Origin of the sequence: Leuconostoc kimchii IMSNU 11154, from assembly GCF_000092505.1 — a bacterium.
Taxonomy (GTDB): Bacteria; Bacillota; Bacilli; order Lactobacillales; family Lactobacillaceae; genus Leuconostoc; species Leuconostoc kimchii.
Genome location: NC_014136.1, coordinates 740,430 through 755,797 on the forward strand (window position 1 = coordinate 740,430; position 15,368 = coordinate 755,797).

Here is a 15,368-nt window from a genome sequence, read left to right on the forward strand (position 1 = left end):
CAGGGTTAACGAGACTAGGAACAATGGCATTAACAGCCCAAAGTGAGTGTTATTTGGATTGAAACAGAATATTGTGATTGCGGTTATGGTGAAGTAACTAATTAAATTTTTTAAAGTAAATGATTCTGGGTGTTGGGTTATCGTATACCCACAGTTAATCGCCGTTCCTAATAAAAGGACTGATTCTAATAAAAATATCAACATATGGCCTTAATCCTTGTATTTTGTTATTAATTACAACTATACAGCATTTGAGCACGGAAAATATGATGTTCAGACGTCAATATCGCTTGTTCGATCATTTTTACAATAGCTCAAATACAGTTTATGCTATCAGAATAGGTGGTGTTGATTTAGCTACAAAAACTATTATAGGAGAAACCGATGACTAATAATATATTAGAAGTGAACAATTTATCCAAAAGTTTTCAAGGTAATCGTATACTGAAAGACGTATCTTTGACTGTGCACGAAGGCGATATTTATGGTTTATTAGGTAAAAATGGCGCTGGGAAGTCTACAACGATGAAAGCTATTTTAAAGTTAATTAAACTTGATAGTGGCACCATCAAGTTATTCGATCAATATAATATAGCAGACACAAACGCGTATTTATCCGATATTGGTTCTTTGATTGAAGCCCCATCGTTTTATCCTAATTTGACTGCGATTGAAAATTTGAAGATCTTACAACGTTTAGCAGATGTCCCGCAGAGTAACATTGAAAAGGTGTTAACAATTGTTGATTTGCAGAATGTCCCCAAAAAGAAATTGGTTAAAAATTATTCTCTGGGTATGAAACAGCGCCTAGGTATAGCATTAGCCTTGTTGAAATTCCCAAAATTAATTATTTTAGATGAACCTACAAATGGTTTAGACCCTAAAGGGGTAAGAGAGATTCGAGAACTAATCGCATCACTCCCTGAAAAATATGGGACAACAGTTTTAATTTCTAGTCATATTTTGTCTGAAATTGAGAAAATAGCTAATCGGGTTGCGATTATCAATAATGGGCAGATAAAATATGAAGGTAGTTTAGCAGAACTGGAGAAAACCAGTCGATTAGTGATTAAGACGGACAATAATAGCGCAGCGGTTCGTTTGTTAGAACAACATCAGTACTTGATTAATAAACAAAATGAAGATGGTTTTGAACTAAACAATATTGACCGTGCGACGATTATTCAACTAAATCAATTGTTGGTAACGCATGATATTGGTGTCCACGAGTTGCATGTTGTCAAAAATTCATTAGAAGATATGTTTCTAACGATGACGGAAGGTGCGCAATGATAAAAAATATTTTTATTGAAGTGGCTAAAAATAGACGGCGTCCATTTTGGATTGGACTGATTTTGATTATGATTGTTGAGGTGTTTTGGTTTTATGTTAGCATGATTCGAACACAATCTTTACCTCATAAAACATTTATTTTGGATCAAAATTATTTGTTATTAATGTTAATGACGGTCAATGGTTTCTTTGCGCCATTATTTATCAGTATATTAGCATCGCGTATTGTGGCAATTGATTTTGATAATGACATGCCAAGTGTTTTGCGTGTTAATAACCAAAATCATCGACAACTATATACAGCGAAATTATGCTTTGGTAGCTTAATCGTTCTAATGTACTGGCTAATACAGGTGATGACAGTAAAATACGTTAGTCAAAATATGCATATTGTTTTTACGGGGCACCTTTTTATCATAACCATGGTTTGTTTGTTAACGGGTTTAGTCGGTACACTAGCGTTTCAAATGTCGGTATCATTTATCGTTGAGCGCCAAGTGGTGGGTATATTATTAGGACTAGCAGGCAGTTTTATTGCAATGATGACCTCTGGTATGTTGCCGCAAACTATGATGCGTTTTATACCTATGTTGTACGTGTCATTATTAAATCCTTTAGTGTTGCAAGCAAAAACAATTGTAATCAATCCATCTATATTAATCAATTTGTTTATCGTGTTTTTTGTTGGTTTAGTCGTAGTTCTTTTCACAGAATGGTATACAAATAAGACATTGGAGGTATGATATTGTGCAAAATGTAATGAGTTTGATGTATGCCGAACATTTAAAGAATAAAAGATCTATGAGCATGGCGATTCTGCTGGTTGGTTCATTTCTAGGTTTGCTGTTGGGAACATTTTTATATATTGCTAATAAACAAATTTTTATTCATAGTCATACGCAGTGGTTGGCATTGTGGGGAGAGAGTAACTTATTTGCTTCTCAAATATTTATTCCTATGTTTTTGGGTATTATTGTCGCAAATAATATTAAAAATGAAGTAGATAACAATAATTTATTTAGAATGATCGTATCGCCAATGAAAGTAACACATCTTGTCATGGCAAAATGGTTGTATGTTGCTTTTATAAGCTTAATTAATCAGGTTGTTGGTTTCCTAATATTTGTGATCATGGGTTATTTATTACATTTACCAGAATCTGTTAGCATGAGTCAATTTGTGAGTTGGGCTATTTTAGGGTGGTTTGGTAGTTTGGGTGTGATTGCGATTCAGCTTTGGATTGCATTGAAAGTTAAAAATTTCACGGCTAGTTTATTAGTTAACTTTGGTATCATCATTTTTGGTTTGATTATCTCAATTATTAATAGCACGGTAGGTGACTTTTATCCGTACAATCAAATCATGATCGGACTGCATGCTAAGTCATTGGTTAGTTTTGATCATGTTCAAATTGTTGTATTTTTGTTAGTTGCTTTTTTAAGTACGATTGTTGGTTTAATTGGTGCGAGTGGGGCTGTTAAAAGGATGCTACAGTGAAATTTTTCGAATGACGTTAGTAGTAGTGTATTTTTCATTTCATATTGATGAGTATCCATTGATACCCATGATATAATAGTAGTTATGCAAAACGTGAATCCGCAAACAATTTTAAGAGAAAAATTCGGTTATGATAACTTTCGTACAGGACAATTGGAAGTGATTGAAAAAGTACTAGCGCATCAGCATGCACTAGCCATTATGCCCACTGGTGGTGGAAAATCAATCACCTATCAATTACCAGCGATGTTATTTGATGGCATCACGTTGGTGATTTCGCCATTAATATCATTGATGAAGGATCAAGTCGATGGCTTAGATGCGATGGGAATTGCAGCAACCTTTTTAAATTCAACGTTGAGTGGTCAAGTCCAGGCACAACGCATGTCTGACTTGCGTCAAGGTGTTTATAAAATGCTTTATGTATCCCCTGAAAGGCTAGAAATTCCAAGTTTTTTTAGTTTTATTCAGCAACTACCAATCGAATTAATAGCCATTGATGAGGCGCATGTCATGTCACAATGGGGCCATGATTTTCGACCAAGTTACCTTAATATTTTACCGTTATTGGCTGAAATTCCTGGTCATCCAGCGGTTTTGGGTTTGACAGCGACTGCAACAGATCGTGTTCGTCAGAATTTACAGCAATTGTTAGAAGTACCGGATGAAAATACGATTTTAACAGGCTTTGCTCGTGATAATTTGGCGTTAAAAATTGCACATAACGTTGATAAACGGCAATATGTACAAGATTATTTACGTGAGAATAAAGAACACAGTGGCATTATTTATGCTGCTACGCGCAAGCAAGTAGATGAATTGTACGATTTTTTAAATAAAAAAGGCATCAAGGCGGGGCACTATCATGCTGGTTTACCAGAGCGTGAACGTCAAGCGATGCAAGAGGCTTTTTTGTTTGATGAAGTACAAGTGATTGTTGCAACCAATGCGTTTGGCATGGGTATTAACAAGCCAAACGTACGCTTTGTTATTCACTACTCAGTACCGGGAAATATTGAAGCCTATTATCAAGAAATTGGTCGTGCTGGGCGTGACGGGTTACCATCTGAGGCGATATTATTATATGCACCACAAGATATTCATTTACAAGAATTTTTTGTCCAAAAATCAGAAGGGACAGAAGCGCATAAGCAAAATGAATATAACAAAATTCGTGAAATGAATGCATTTGCTAACACACAAACGTGTTTACCAAGATATTTATTAGGTTATTTTGGGGAAATGATTGATCATGATTGTGGTCAGTGTTCTAATTGTTTAGATTCACGCGAAATGGTTGATGTCACAATCGATTCTCAGCGTGTGTTGGCCAATGTTGTACGCATGAACCAAAGCTTTGGAAAAGCGATGGTTGCTAAAGTTTTAAAAGGCTCACAAGATGCCGCTGTGAAGAAGTATGACTATTTGATGAAGTTACCCACATATGGCTTGATGAAAGACAGAACGATTAAAGACCTAAGCAGTTTTATTGACTACTTAACGGCTGATGGCTATCTAAGAATTGAGGGTGGTGAGTTTCCTGTCTTAAAAGTCACCGAAATGGGCGCACGTGTTTTAAAAGGTCAGCTCGTTGTGGAAAAGCGACTAAATCGACGCGTGATTGCACAACAAAAAGTCACATCAGCAGCTAAGGGACTTAAATTGTCTGATAGTGACAATCGATTGTTTGCTACATTGAAAGCTAAGCGTTTAGAGTTGGCACGTGAAGCGGGCATTGCGCCGTTTTTGATTTTCTCGGATAAAACCTTAATGAATATGGCAATTTTACGACCTAAAACGGCCGAAGAGTTTTTAGCTATTTCTGGTGTTGGTGAGAAAAAGTTTGATATTTATCATGACGCATTTGCAGAAGTACTAAAAAATGATATGAATTAATAAAGATGCTTGCTACAATCCAGTATATCTGGTATAGTAGTATCTGTTATGGAGAAGTACTCAAGCGGCTGAAGAGGCGCCCTTGCTAAGGGTGTAGACGTGTTAAAGCGTGCGAGGGTTCGAATCCCTTCTTCTCCACTAATACATTTCAAGGCGTTGCATAAGGTATCAAAAGCCTAATGTAGCGCCTTTTGTTATGGTTTATCATTTCATTAGATTGCATGGTATTTCAGACAAAATAACACAAAAATAACACATAAATTTGAACGGTGATTGAGCGACAGAACGGCATTTAAGCCGTTTTTTGTTTGTTAAAATGGTACTTTTTTAGCACATGACTTTAAATGTGGTACATAAACGGAATATATACGAATAAAAATGTATATATACAGTATAATATTCATAGAATTAACTTTTAATAGTGACGAAAAATAAAAGCGAGGTGTGATCATGGCAGATAGAACGGATAAGATGTTGAGAGATTATTTTTCAGGTAGATTGAAGCTAATGGCAGAGGTTGAACCACGATACAAGCAAGATATTGCAGACATTACATTTTGTTTGTCAGTTATCAAGCCAGAACATAGCGAAGTCATCAAACGATATTACAGTGATAAGTTTATAACGTGGGAAGAAGTTGTGAGTGAAGCAGGTAAAAGCTATTCACAGTTAAGAACATGGCGCAATGATTTTAAAACGTTATTGAATGTGATGACACAACACGGTGATGAATTTATCAAGTTGAGACGTGAAGCATTACAAGTGTAGTGTTTTTTTGTTTGACCAAACAACACACAAAAAAGCATGTGATACATAATACATAAATATACAGATTAAATGTATATATACATAATTGTTCAGTTGTGGGCAACGATTCCGCCAGATGTGGCAGAAAACATGGTTGTCCAGTTTTGGACAATTATGACTAAAACTACTTTTACTCATTTTTGAGTAAATCAAAAGCCCCACTTGTGGCGAAAGCAGTTCCCAGATAGTTGGGAAAATAGATGGTGTGGTAAATCACCACCTCAATATAGCGTAGTAGTGGTTCTAAAGTCGCAAAACACGACCTTAGACCTGATGCACTGAAACGGTGCTCCAGTTAAAAGGGGTCGGCAAAACACAGATACCTAAGGTCACGATTTGTTACTTTTAAATTAACAAAAAAGGAGTATCTGATTTAGATACCCCACAAAATTGTGCTTAAATATTTATCGATTCTAAGCTTAAAATCGCACTTGTTTTATACACCTTTGGTACTGGTTGATTATCATCATGTAACATAAACCAGTCGACTGAACCAAATAATCCTTCTAAGCCTACAATTTGGTCAGAGGTACCCAATAAATTACCATCTAAACGGGACCCAACACGCCCCCCTTCGGAATAGTATCCTGGTTCTTCGTCTGAGGTGTCAACTGATTTCCATGCTGAAATGTACGTATCATCAGTTATATACACACTGTCGTTGTTTACAAAAGTTACTTTTACTGCCATTATTTTTCTCCTTTAATTTTCTGGCGTTGTTTTGAAGCAAGTGTATAATACCATACATAATGTAATTCACAACCCCCTTAATTGTCTTCGAAAGATTTTTTCCAAATGTAGGTAAAACCACGGTGTTAATTGAACAACAAAAGCCCCTGATTAATCGTCAGAGGCTTTTTTATTTTGGGCTTCTATTTCATCTATAAATTCTTTATTGCGTATGGATTGTTCAATTCTCTTATTGATCAGTTTTTCAATATGCAGTGAATCATCCTTGTCTTTTAATTTTCTGAGTCGTTTAGCAAAATCTTCATATATTGCCATATTATTATCCGTATCAATAGCAAATAAAGCGACTACTAATCTGAGCAAGTACATAGTAGTTATAGAATGATTGACGTTACGTGAAAAGCTGGATTTAATGTATTCCACGAGTTTCTTGTCAGCTCTATTGTCATTTTTATATAATTCATCAATTATATTGAGAAGAACATCGTTGTCTGAACTTGCTAGACCTGTATAATCATTTTTTCTAATATCTGAAACGCCTTGAATATAGCCAATATATACGCCAAAATGGTCTGCGAGTTTTTTCCATGTTTCTAATTTAGGTTCACGACCACCCTTATCTGGCCACTTTTCATATAGTGAAATGGCTTGCCTAGTTACACCTAACAGCTCGGCCAGTTCTGTTTGAGATGTATTTGTTTCTTTTCTTAGTTCTGATATTCTATTCATTTTTCATACCACCTATTTATTATTATAATACACAATATTAATGACTTAGGCAACAAATAGTTGACAGCAACAAAACGTTGCGCTATACTATTTTTACAGGCAACAAAACGTTGCGCGATAGGAGGAAAATATGATTGAAATTAGTAGCATAGTTCTTTTGGAACTTAAGAGAAAACGTGGTGAACGAAACATCACAGTAACCACCTTGTCAGAGGAAACAGGGGTTAGTCGCTGGACGTTGGCTGATATTCTTGCAGGTCGTAAAAGAATTATCAAAAAGTCAACGTATCAGAAAATTGACAATTGGATTGCGGAAAATAGTGAGGAATGAACATGGTGGAATGGATAGGTCAAGTCATTGTAATGATAGTTTTGGTTGGTGGTGCGTTCCTGATGGGTGCATCAGTCAATGACAGAAAGCAGGGCAAAAGATGAGTGAAGACACAAAAAAAACCCTTGAACGGAAGTTTGGCGACCAAGTTCAAGAGACTCAAAATAGTTTTATCAATTCAGATTATATCATAAAAAGTCATGAGTTGATACAACAAGGTTTTGCGGTTTATCTGTTATCGCAAGGCACGAACACACCATATAAAGGTAGTAGAGGTCATTTAGACGCGACTAATAACGTTCGTGAGCTAACAGACATGTTCTTGAAGTATGGGGCTAACAGCAACATAGGCATCATATTGAAAGATACTGGATTAGTAGTGCTAGATATTGATAGGCATTCTGTTCAGACAAGTGGATTGAATACGTTGAGACAAGCAGGTGTGTCGGTCAGCTTTGATAATGAAGCCGTTGAAGTGACACCGAGAGGACTGCACGTTTTCTTTAAAATTCCTGATGGTTTAGACATATCGAAGCTAAAACGGAATATAGGAACAGGATTAGAGTTAATCACGGACAAGATAACCGTTGCACCGTCTGTTAAGAATGGTGAGCCATATAAGCATTTGGGTAGGTCATTCAGTGAAGCAAACGTAATGCCTGATTGGTTGATTGATTTGTCTTCTAACGTTGCCACAAGTGGTAGTACACAGACTGGACGAGTACCCAAGTATTCTGTTAAAGAACGTTGGGAGATGATCTTAAATGGTTTTGTTCAAGGGCAACGCAACAACATGTGTGTAAGTCTATCGGGATACTTGTTGAGAATAAACGTTGACCCAAATATTGCTTATGCCATTGTGAAAAAGGTAAACGCAAATTCTGATGTGCCACTTGCTGACAAAGAAGTTGAAACGATCTATCGTTCTGCATATCAGAGAGAAAAACAGAGAAGATTGGGAGGACGCTGATGGCTGATGATTTTGAACAATTACCAGATGAGCCAGAATGGTATAAAGGTTTTAACAGAACAAAAGCGGGTGCGATACGTGGCACTGTTATGAATAATGTTGTTCTTGTATTGGAAAATGACCCTTTGTTTGATGGCGTATTCAAATTTAATGACTTCACGGACGAAGAAGAAATTGCCAAGACTATTAAAATAGATGAAGCAGTCATCAATAAGGGTATTATGCAAGATGTTGATGTATTGTTCCTTATCAGTTATCTTGAGCGTCATTATGGCTTTACAATCAATCAAAATATGGGATTTTCTGCAATATCACTGGTTTCACAATTAGAGCAGAATAAATTCAATCCGAAAATTGACTATTTTGATAAGGCTGAAAGAATGTGGGACAAAGTCGAGCGTTCGAGTACCTTTTTACCTGAATACTTAGGCGCTCCAAAAAATGAAATTACAACTTTGATAACAGAAACGTTTTTTATTGGGGCAGTCGCTAAGGTGTACAATCCTATGACAAAGTTTGATTTTTCCCTTGATATTGTTGGTGATCAAGGCACTGGGAAGACAACACTACTCAAAAAATTAGGACGTGATGCCTATGTTGATACAATTCAGAATTTCAAAAACAAAGATGAGTATACCAAAATGCAACGTGCTTTGATTGTCAATGATGATGAAATGGAAGCTACGGCATCAAGTTCATTTGATGTTACAAAAAAGTTTATCACAATGGAAGAGCTAGAATATCGTCCAGCCTACGGTCATAAGAATGTAAGGCGAGCTAAGCACTTTGTTTTAGCTAGAACTTCCAACCAGATTGAATATTTGAAAGACAAAACAGGGAACAGACGCTTCTTGCCAATACTATCATCTAAAGCCAAACAAACTAAACACCCATTTACAGATTTGAATGAGAGAGATGTGATGCAATTTTGGGGTGAGATGGTGCATAAGTATAAAACCAAAGGCTTGCAATATCCTACTCGTGAACAAGAGATTGAACTTGCTAAGCATCGTGAAAACTTTGTATATATTGACGAGATTGAAAACCAGATTAACAGATATGTTGATAATAATGATTTAGAATGGGTTGCATCATCTGACATAGCATACAACGCATTAAATAAAATTGACTTAGTTAAAAATCGAAGTGTTGCCAATAAAATTAAGAATGTTATGGACAACAAAGATGGTTGGAAAATTGCGAGACGAAATGCTGGTAGAGGTTGGAAAAGAGTGACTCAAGTGACTCAGCAGTGACTCTAAAAAAATTATTGAGTCACCGCTTAATTCCTTACACATCAACGCTTTCAGAGATTAAGTGACTCGAGTGACTCTAAAATTTATTAAGTGTTATATTTTAGTATTTTGTATTTATATATATGTTTAGAAAAAAATAGAGTCATTAGAGTCACTTATCATACTAGATTGTTGGTATTGCAGGAGTTTAGGAGTGACTCTAAAAAAATATAGAGTCATTTTAGTGTCACTGATGAACGACAGGTAAATTGAACTTTAGGAGATAAAAACATGGAAGACAAAGATTTAACATTAGACTTTTTGAACGTTACTGTGGCACATTTGATGGCTGATATTGACAAAATGGAAGATTACAATAATGCTTTTTGGCAAGAAGAAATACTATCAGGTCAATTAGAGCGTGCTGCATTGACTGCTTCATTACTTAGAAATTTATTGGATAAGTTCAAGGAGGTTGGGTGATATATGGCGGATAAGACAGACGAATTGCTGACAAACTATTATAGTGGTGTGATTGATAGCCTGATATACTTACGGCGCATGGAATTGCAATGGCAACCACATGATGATGACAACATTGGGGGTTCACGAGCCATCAATAAAATAAGCAGACCATTTGAAGATTTAGTTATCAAATATGAGAGTGATCAGGTGCTTCATGAGTTGCGTAACCAGCGTGACATGATTAAACGGATTGAAGCCTCATGGGACGACACAACACGTGACATTGTCCGTATGCACTATGACAGACGTGACAGATTAACATGGTTACTTATCTCATTACGAATGCACCTATCAGAGCGAACATGCCGAAGCTATCAAAAGGCTTTCAAGGATAGCGTAAGTGAAGCATTAACTGGTTTGAACATTGCAGTATGATTGCCGTTTCTCTGCCGTTTTTCATTAATAAACCGTGGCATAATAGTAGTATGCAATATTAGATGGAGGTACTCAATGCGATTACATAGATGTGCCGAAGTTGGTTGTCGAGAGCTGATAAAAGTTGGTTATGATTATTGTGATAAGCATTACAGTAAACGACTGGCTGATTATCATGTGAAGCGTGAACAGACACAGGCATTGGCTTCCAGAACACTACGAGGTCAACAGCATGTGCTAGAGCGTAACCGTGATTATGATAGTAGTAAACGCCAAGAGTTGGGACATGAGTTCTATCACTCAAAGCAGTGGACTAAGATTAGTCAGTACATTAAGCAACGTGATATGTATGTTGATGCCATTGATGGTCGAGCCTATGATACAGGTGACTTGATTGTTGACCATATCGTGCCTAGACGGTTATTAAAGACCAAAACAGAGCAATATAACATGGATAATCTGTGGTTATTGACTAAATCGCATCACAATCACAAGACAGCGATTGAAAATAAGTTAAGTGATAATAAATTAAGCCATTTAAGCCGTGAATGGTGGTTAAAAGTGCTCAAGGATTGATTAAATTCAGTCCTTTTTGTTTGTACACGTGGTTGGTTGGGTGGGGTGTGCAACAAAAAGCAGTGGCATGCTTACGTACCGTGGATAGCGATTGAGATTGGTTGCAAGTCTCAATGAGAAAATTCTTCTTGAATTGTCAGCATGTGGGGTCTCCTTCAAAAAATAACCCCCGCATGTCACTCAAAGAGGATACCGATGTACAGAACTGGCTTCCTTTTAATAACGAACAGTTATTTTTTCGGTTTTGTCATCAAATGTCAAAAGGCTTAGTTCACCTTTTGGCGTACATAAAAAATAAAAAGTTAGGAGGTAGCGAATGCCTAGAAAAGCAAAAATTACAACTGATGATACAGACCGCTTCTATCAAAGAGAGCGCACAGAAGCACTGAAACAAGCCAATGCAGAATTAAACCAGTTACCAAAAACAGCGCCTAAGCATTTAACTGGTGTTGCTAGTCGATTATGGACTACCTTAGTGCCTGCCTTGAATAAATTGGGTTATATCACGGTAGCGGATAAGTCAACGCTAGAAGCCTTTTGTATCAATTACAGCGTTATGCGTGAAGCCTATGAAAATATCAAGGACGTTGGGGCTATCTATGAAAATGGTGGTCGATACTATAAGAACCCAGCCACAGCCGTTTTGAATGACGCCACTGGTAAGGTTAAGTCATTGGGTGGTGAGTTAGGATTAAGCCCAAGTTCTCGTGCAACCCTGATTGATTTGGCTAGTGATGATGATGGCAGTTTGAATGCTGATGCCATTGCTGACATGTTTGGTGGTAGTCAATGATTGAACAATATCAAGATGTTATCAATGATTTTGGGGCTGATGAACCAACCATCAAATATGCTGTGGGTGTCTTGACTGGTCATATCATTGCAGGAGAGAAAATCAAACTAGCCTGTGAACGCCACTTATCGGATTTACAACGGATTAAAAGTGATCCCGAATTTCACTATGTTTATGATGCAGAGCGAACGGATAAAATTATCAAGTTTAGTACATTATTGGTTGATTTAGAAACACATGAGCCGTTTAAAATCAGTCCTTATGAAGCGTTTATTGTTGGTTTGCTAGAGGGTTGGAAAGAGCCTGAAACAGGCGGTAAGCGCTTTGATAGGGCGATTATATCAATGGCACGTGCAAATGGTAAAACGGCCGTGATGGCGTTGATAAGCCTGTTTAATTTCTTATTTGGGCAACCTAAAACGAACCGACAGTTAGCGGTGGCTAGTGCTGATACGGCTCATGCTGATGCCTTGTTTAAATACATGTCTAGTCAGTGGGCTAACCTAGCAGGTGGGACGTTTTCTAAGATGGCTAAGCAGTGGGGTATTGAGTACAACCAACGTGAGATGAGAATTAAGAGCCAATCTACTACCATGCGTAAATTAAGTGCCTCATCAAGTACGACTAGTGATGGTATTGGTCATTTTAGTTATGCTGTGGTTGATGAATACCACTTATTCAAAGACCGTTCGTTTATCAACTCAATTACATCAGGACAAACGTTCCTACCGTACTCACAAACAATATTCATTAGTACCAGTGGGACAGATGTTCGCAGTCCAATGTTTGCAGACTATAAGCGGTATAGTTCATATATGGAGCAAAAGACGTGGCGTGAGATTGATAATATTCTTTTTTTAGCATGGGAACAAGACAATGATGATGAAGCCTTTGGAGACCCAAGTATTTGGCAGAAGTCTAATCCATTGTTTGAATTGGAGAGTAAACGCAAGTCAGCAATACCAAAAATGACGGCTGAACGAGATGAATTGAACTCACAAGGTCGCTTGCCTGATTTTCTTACTAAGAACATGAACAGATGGCAGAATGCAAAAGAGAATGCGTTTCTACCAGTTGATTTGCTCACACAGGCGATTATCCCAGAGTTTAATATGCAAGGCAGAGATGTCTATATTGGGTTTGATTATAGCCAGACAAATGATGATACAGCGATAGCCTTTGTATTCCCTTACACAGACGATACAGGCAACCAAAAATATCACTTGTACCAGCATTCATTTATTCCATTGGCTAAGTTGGGAACGATTGAAGCCAAAGAACAGCGTGATGGTATCAATTATCGAGACGTTGAAAGTAAGGGCTTTGCGACAATCACTCGTGATAGATTTGGGCTGATTGATGAAGATGAAGTGTTTAATTTCATGTTGTCGTTCATTGAAAAATATGATCTCCATGTTAAGGCTATCTTGTACGACCAATGGGGAACAGGGACGTTTATTAGGCGACTAGATGAAGTCAAAAATGAGTATTTGATTATTCCAGTTCGTCAGGGTATCAAGTCATTAAATGAACCCACAAAGTTCTTACAAACAGCGTTTATCAAGTCACAAATAACCATGCTTGATGATAGCGCCATGTTTGGTGCTTTATCTAATGCGGTTATTGTACAAGATAACAATGGTATCAAGATTGATAAGAACACCAACAGCGCAAAGATTGATGTGGCTGATGCCATTGTCAATGCTTTATTTGAGGGTATGTTTTACTTCACGTCATTTACGAATGCGCCTGATGAGAAGAACAAAAGCCCATTTGCTGGTATGAACGCAGATGAAGTCAATGACTACTTCATGAACGATTTTACATTTTAGAAAGGAGAGCCAATGAAAAAGATGATGACTTATGTACCCTTTGCCCTGATTGTATTGGGTATTATATCAATTACAGTTAGTGCGTTTATGATATTTAAACCGTTGGGCTTCCTAATAGTCGGGATTGGGCTGTTTATTTTGGCTTATATCCTAGTGCCAAAGGGGGCTAATCCATGAGTTTAAAAAATCCATTTGAGACAAGGCAGATGATTACACCTAGTAATTACATGCCTTTTATTTTTGCAGACAGTGGGACAAATATTGTCCCTAATGATTTAATTAGCGCTGATGTTGCTTTACACAACAGTGATTTATACAGCGTGACAAGCCTTATCAGTGCAGATATTGCAGGGGCTTTGTTCACTGGTTTAAATACTAAGTCACTGGAGCTACTAAACAAACCAAGTCATTTGACTAGCCGATACAACTTTTGGCAAACAGTCGTTTTAGAAATATTGCTATCAGGTAATGCGTTTGTCGTGATTGATGGTAAAGAATTGCGATATATCCCAAACCAGAACGTCATGCTTGATTTAACAAATGATGTCTTGAGTTATCAAATTACACCGTTTGGCGATTATCAAGGTGGCACATACAAAGCAAAGAGCGTGCTTCACTTTAAAATCATGGCACATGGTGTCAATGGTGGTGAGCTGATTGGTCATAGTCCACTGGAAAGCCTTGTGAATGAGGTACAACAGCAGGAGCAAGCCAATAAGCTATCTTTAGCAACCATAGCACGGGCTATCAATCCAACATCACTGATTAAAATACCTGATGCGGTTGTTAGTCCAGAAGCCAAAGAGAATGTCCGTAAAGAGTTTGAGAAAGCTAACACAGGCAGTAACGCAGGTCGTACTTTGGTATTAGATCAGAGTGCAGACTTCCAAAGTATATCCATCAATGCAGACGTTGCCAAGTTCTTAAACAATGCGATTTATCAACGGACGCAGATTAGTAAGGCGTTTGGTGTACCAGACAGCTACTTGAATGGTCAGGGAGACCAACAAAGTAACCTCGAAATGATACAAACCATGTATGTCAATGGCTTAAACCGCTACATTGAACCTATCGTGAGTGAAGTTCAAAGTAAGTTAGGTGATGGTATTGCACTTGATATGAGTAGCATTTTAGATTATTCAAATGCCACTTTGAAGCAAGACTTATTGAATTTTGTGGATAAAGGTATACTGGACGCCCCACAGGCGCAAAAAATTCTAATTGACAAGGGGGTTATCAATTTATGAACGATAAAGAGACACGAACCTTTGATATTAAAGGGTTAGAAGTACGTGCTACCACTAGTGATGATTTTATTGGTCAGATAGGCGGTTATGCCGTTGTCTTTAATGAACCAAGTCAAAACCTAGGTGGATTTATTGAACGTGTTGACCCCAACGCTTTTGATGATGTTGATTTTAGTGATGTAGTAGCGTTATACGATCATAATTTTGCGAATGTGTTAGGCAGAACATCAGCCAATACATTGCAGTTAGAGACTGATAAAAAGGGATTACGTTTTAGCTTAAATATTCCCAATACCACGTTAGGGAAAGACGTTTACACCAATATCCGTGCTGGTAATTTACAAGGCATGAGCTTTGGTTTCACAGTTGATGCTGATGATTGGGATAGAGGTGCAGACCAAACACCAGAACGTGTTATTGAAAAAATAGGTGCTTTATATGAAGTATCAGTAGTGGCTATGCCTGCTTATCAGGACACTACTGTGAATGTCACAAGAGCGCTTGAGAACCTGAAACAGAGTGAGGTCAAGGCTAAGGCTTTGGCAGTGCTTACAACTTACGAATAGGAGATA

The 15,368-nt window shown here is 37.4% G+C and carries 18 protein-coding genes and 1 tRNA gene; 17 read left to right on the plus strand and 2 right to left on the minus strand.

The window, feature by feature from the left end; all coding sequences use genetic code 11:
- The first annotated feature begins 384 nt into the window (after nt 1–384).
- From LKI_RS04150 to LKI_RS04175, 6 genes are all read left to right on the plus strand, one after another.
- Nucleotides 385–1,293: an ABC transporter ATP-binding protein gene (locus tag LKI_RS04150; protein WP_013102911.1), complete on the plus strand. Its 909-nt coding sequence runs from the start codon at nt 385–387 to the stop codon at nt 1,291–1,293.
- Nucleotides 1,290–2,036: an ABC transporter permease gene (locus LKI_RS04155; RefSeq protein ID WP_013102912.1), complete on the plus strand. Its 747-nt coding sequence runs from the start codon at nt 1,290–1,292 to the stop codon at nt 2,034–2,036. The genes LKI_RS04150 and LKI_RS04155 overlap by 4 nt, the downstream gene beginning before the upstream one ends.
- Before the next feature lie 4 nt (nt 2,037–2,040).
- The gene (locus LKI_RS04160; RefSeq protein WP_013102913.1) at nt 2,041–2,790 is read left to right on the plus strand and encodes an ABC transporter permease; all 750 of its coding nucleotides are present in this window, start codon (nt 2,041–2,043) and stop codon (nt 2,788–2,790) included.
- An 84-nt stretch (nt 2,791–2,874) separates the two neighbouring features.
- Nucleotides 2,875–4,686: a DNA helicase RecQ gene (gene recQ / locus LKI_RS04165; RefSeq protein WP_013102914.1), complete on the plus strand. Its 1,812-nt coding sequence runs from the start codon at nt 2,875–2,877 to the stop codon at nt 4,684–4,686.
- A 50-nt stretch (nt 4,687–4,736) separates the two neighbouring features.
- A tRNA-Ser gene (locus tag LKI_RS04170) sits at nt 4,737–4,824 on the plus strand.
- A 312-nt stretch (nt 4,825–5,136) separates the two neighbouring features.
- Nucleotides 5,137–5,454 carry a hypothetical protein gene (locus LKI_RS04175; protein ID WP_013102915.1) on the plus strand — a complete coding sequence of 106 codons (318 nt, stop codon included), beginning with the start codon at nt 5,137–5,139 and terminating at the stop codon, nt 5,452–5,454.
- 435 nt (nt 5,455–5,889) lie between these two features.
- Here the strand turns inward: LKI_RS04175 and LKI_RS04180 are convergent, their stop codons facing one another.
- On the minus strand, nt 5,890–6,183 hold the full coding sequence (locus LKI_RS04180; RefSeq protein WP_013102916.1) for a hypothetical protein: 294 nt from the start codon (nt 6,181–6,183) through the stop codon (nt 5,890–5,892).
- A gap of 150 nt (nt 6,184–6,333) precedes the next feature.
- Nucleotides 6,334–6,912 (minus strand): helix-turn-helix transcriptional regulator, encoded by a 579-nt coding sequence (locus LKI_RS10600; protein ID WP_013102917.1) that lies wholly within the window; start codon nt 6,910–6,912, stop codon nt 6,334–6,336.
- 130 nt (nt 6,913–7,042) lie between these two features.
- Between LKI_RS10600 and LKI_RS04190 the strand changes: the two genes are divergently transcribed.
- From LKI_RS04190 to LKI_RS04235, 11 genes are all read left to right on the plus strand, one after another.
- On the plus strand, nt 7,043–7,243 hold the full coding sequence (locus LKI_RS04190) for a helix-turn-helix domain-containing protein (RefSeq protein WP_013102918.1): 201 nt from the start codon (nt 7,043–7,045) through the stop codon (nt 7,241–7,243).
- Between the two features lie 100 nt (nt 7,244–7,343).
- On the plus strand, nt 7,344–8,213 hold the full coding sequence (locus LKI_RS04195; RefSeq protein ID WP_013102920.1) for a bifunctional DNA primase/polymerase: 870 nt from the start codon (nt 7,344–7,346) through the stop codon (nt 8,211–8,213).
- On the plus strand, nt 8,213–9,469 hold the full coding sequence (locus tag LKI_RS04200) for a virulence-associated E family protein (protein WP_013102921.1): 1,257 nt from the start codon (nt 8,213–8,215) through the stop codon (nt 9,467–9,469). The genes LKI_RS04195 and LKI_RS04200 overlap by 1 nt, the downstream gene beginning before the upstream one ends.
- A gap of 270 nt (nt 9,470–9,739) precedes the next feature.
- Nucleotides 9,740–9,931, plus strand: coding sequence for a hypothetical protein (locus LKI_RS04205; protein WP_013102922.1), 192 nt, complete (start codon nt 9,740–9,742; stop codon nt 9,929–9,931).
- 3 nt (nt 9,932–9,934) lie between these two features.
- Complete coding sequence (locus tag LKI_RS04210) at nt 9,935–10,348, plus strand: DUF722 domain-containing protein (protein WP_013102923.1); 414 nt, start codon at nt 9,935–9,937, stop codon at nt 10,346–10,348.
- 75 nt (nt 10,349–10,423) lie between these two features.
- Complete coding sequence (locus tag LKI_RS04215) at nt 10,424–10,924, plus strand: HNH endonuclease (protein ID WP_013102924.1); 501 nt, start codon at nt 10,424–10,426, stop codon at nt 10,922–10,924.
- Nucleotides 10,925–11,240: 316 nt separating this feature from the next.
- On the plus strand, nt 11,241–11,717 hold the full coding sequence (locus LKI_RS04220) for a phage terminase small subunit P27 family (protein ID WP_013102925.1): 477 nt from the start codon (nt 11,241–11,243) through the stop codon (nt 11,715–11,717).
- Nucleotides 11,714–13,549: a terminase large subunit gene (locus LKI_RS04225; protein ID WP_013102926.1), complete on the plus strand. Its 1,836-nt coding sequence runs from the start codon at nt 11,714–11,716 to the stop codon at nt 13,547–13,549. The genes LKI_RS04220 and LKI_RS04225 overlap by 4 nt, the downstream gene beginning before the upstream one ends.
- Before the next feature lie 12 nt (nt 13,550–13,561).
- Entirely contained in the window at nt 13,562–13,726 is a 165-nt protein-coding gene (locus LKI_RS10985) for a hypothetical protein (protein ID WP_013102927.1), read from the plus strand.
- Entirely contained in the window at nt 13,723–14,796 is a 1,074-nt protein-coding gene (locus LKI_RS04230) for a phage portal protein (RefSeq protein ID WP_013102928.1), read from the plus strand. Before LKI_RS10985 ends, LKI_RS04230 begins: the two co-directional genes overlap by 4 nt.
- A complete protein-coding gene (locus tag LKI_RS04235) occupies nt 14,793–15,362 on the plus strand; it encodes an HK97 family phage prohead protease (RefSeq protein ID WP_013102929.1) in 570 nt (189 codons plus the stop codon). The genes LKI_RS04230 and LKI_RS04235 overlap by 4 nt, the downstream gene beginning before the upstream one ends.
- The last annotated feature ends 6 nt before the right edge of the window (nt 15,363–15,368 follow it).

Bases quoted from the DNA above. Each gene is read 5' to 3' on its own strand.
- LKI_RS04180 (WP_013102916.1), bottom strand. From the start codon at position 6,183: ATGGCAGTAAAAGTAACTTTTGTAAACAACGACAGTGTGTATATAACT.
- LKI_RS04215 (WP_013102924.1), top strand. From the start codon at position 10,424: ATGCGATTACATAGATGTGCCGAAGTTGGTTGTCGAGAGCTGATAAAA.
- LKI_RS04230 (WP_013102928.1), top strand. From the start codon at position 13,723: ATGAGTTTAAAAAATCCATTTGAGACAAGGCAGATGATTACACCTAGT.
- LKI_RS04210 (WP_013102923.1), top strand. From the start codon at position 9,935: ATGGCGGATAAGACAGACGAATTGCTGACAAACTATTATAGTGGTGTG.
- LKI_RS04175 (WP_013102915.1), top strand. From the start codon at position 5,137: ATGGCAGATAGAACGGATAAGATGTTGAGAGATTATTTTTCAGGTAGA.
- recQ (WP_013102914.1), top strand. From the start codon at position 2,875: ATGCAAAACGTGAATCCGCAAACAATTTTAAGAGAAAAATTCGGTTAT.
- LKI_RS10985 (WP_013102927.1), top strand. From the start codon at position 13,562: ATGAAAAAGATGATGACTTATGTACCCTTTGCCCTGATTGTATTGGGT.
- LKI_RS04235 (WP_013102929.1), top strand. From the start codon at position 14,793: ATGAACGATAAAGAGACACGAACCTTTGATATTAAAGGGTTAGAAGTA.
- LKI_RS04225 (WP_013102926.1), top strand. From the start codon at position 11,714: ATGATTGAACAATATCAAGATGTTATCAATGATTTTGGGGCTGATGAA.
- LKI_RS04200 (WP_013102921.1), top strand. From the start codon at position 8,213: ATGGCTGATGATTTTGAACAATTACCAGATGAGCCAGAATGGTATAAA.
- LKI_RS04150 (WP_013102911.1), top strand. From the start codon at position 385: ATGACTAATAATATATTAGAAGTGAACAATTTATCCAAAAGTTTTCAA.
- LKI_RS04220 (WP_013102925.1), top strand. From the start codon at position 11,241: ATGCCTAGAAAAGCAAAAATTACAACTGATGATACAGACCGCTTCTAT.
- LKI_RS04195 (WP_013102920.1), top strand. From the start codon at position 7,344: ATGAGTGAAGACACAAAAAAAACCCTTGAACGGAAGTTTGGCGACCAA.
- LKI_RS04155 (WP_013102912.1), top strand. From the start codon at position 1,290: ATGATAAAAAATATTTTTATTGAAGTGGCTAAAAATAGACGGCGTCCA.
- LKI_RS04205 (WP_013102922.1), top strand. From the start codon at position 9,740: ATGGAAGACAAAGATTTAACATTAGACTTTTTGAACGTTACTGTGGCA.
- LKI_RS10600 (WP_013102917.1), bottom strand. From the start codon at position 6,912: ATGAATAGAATATCAGAACTAAGAAAAGAAACAAATACATCTCAAACA.
- LKI_RS04190 (WP_013102918.1), top strand. From the start codon at position 7,043: ATGATTGAAATTAGTAGCATAGTTCTTTTGGAACTTAAGAGAAAACGT.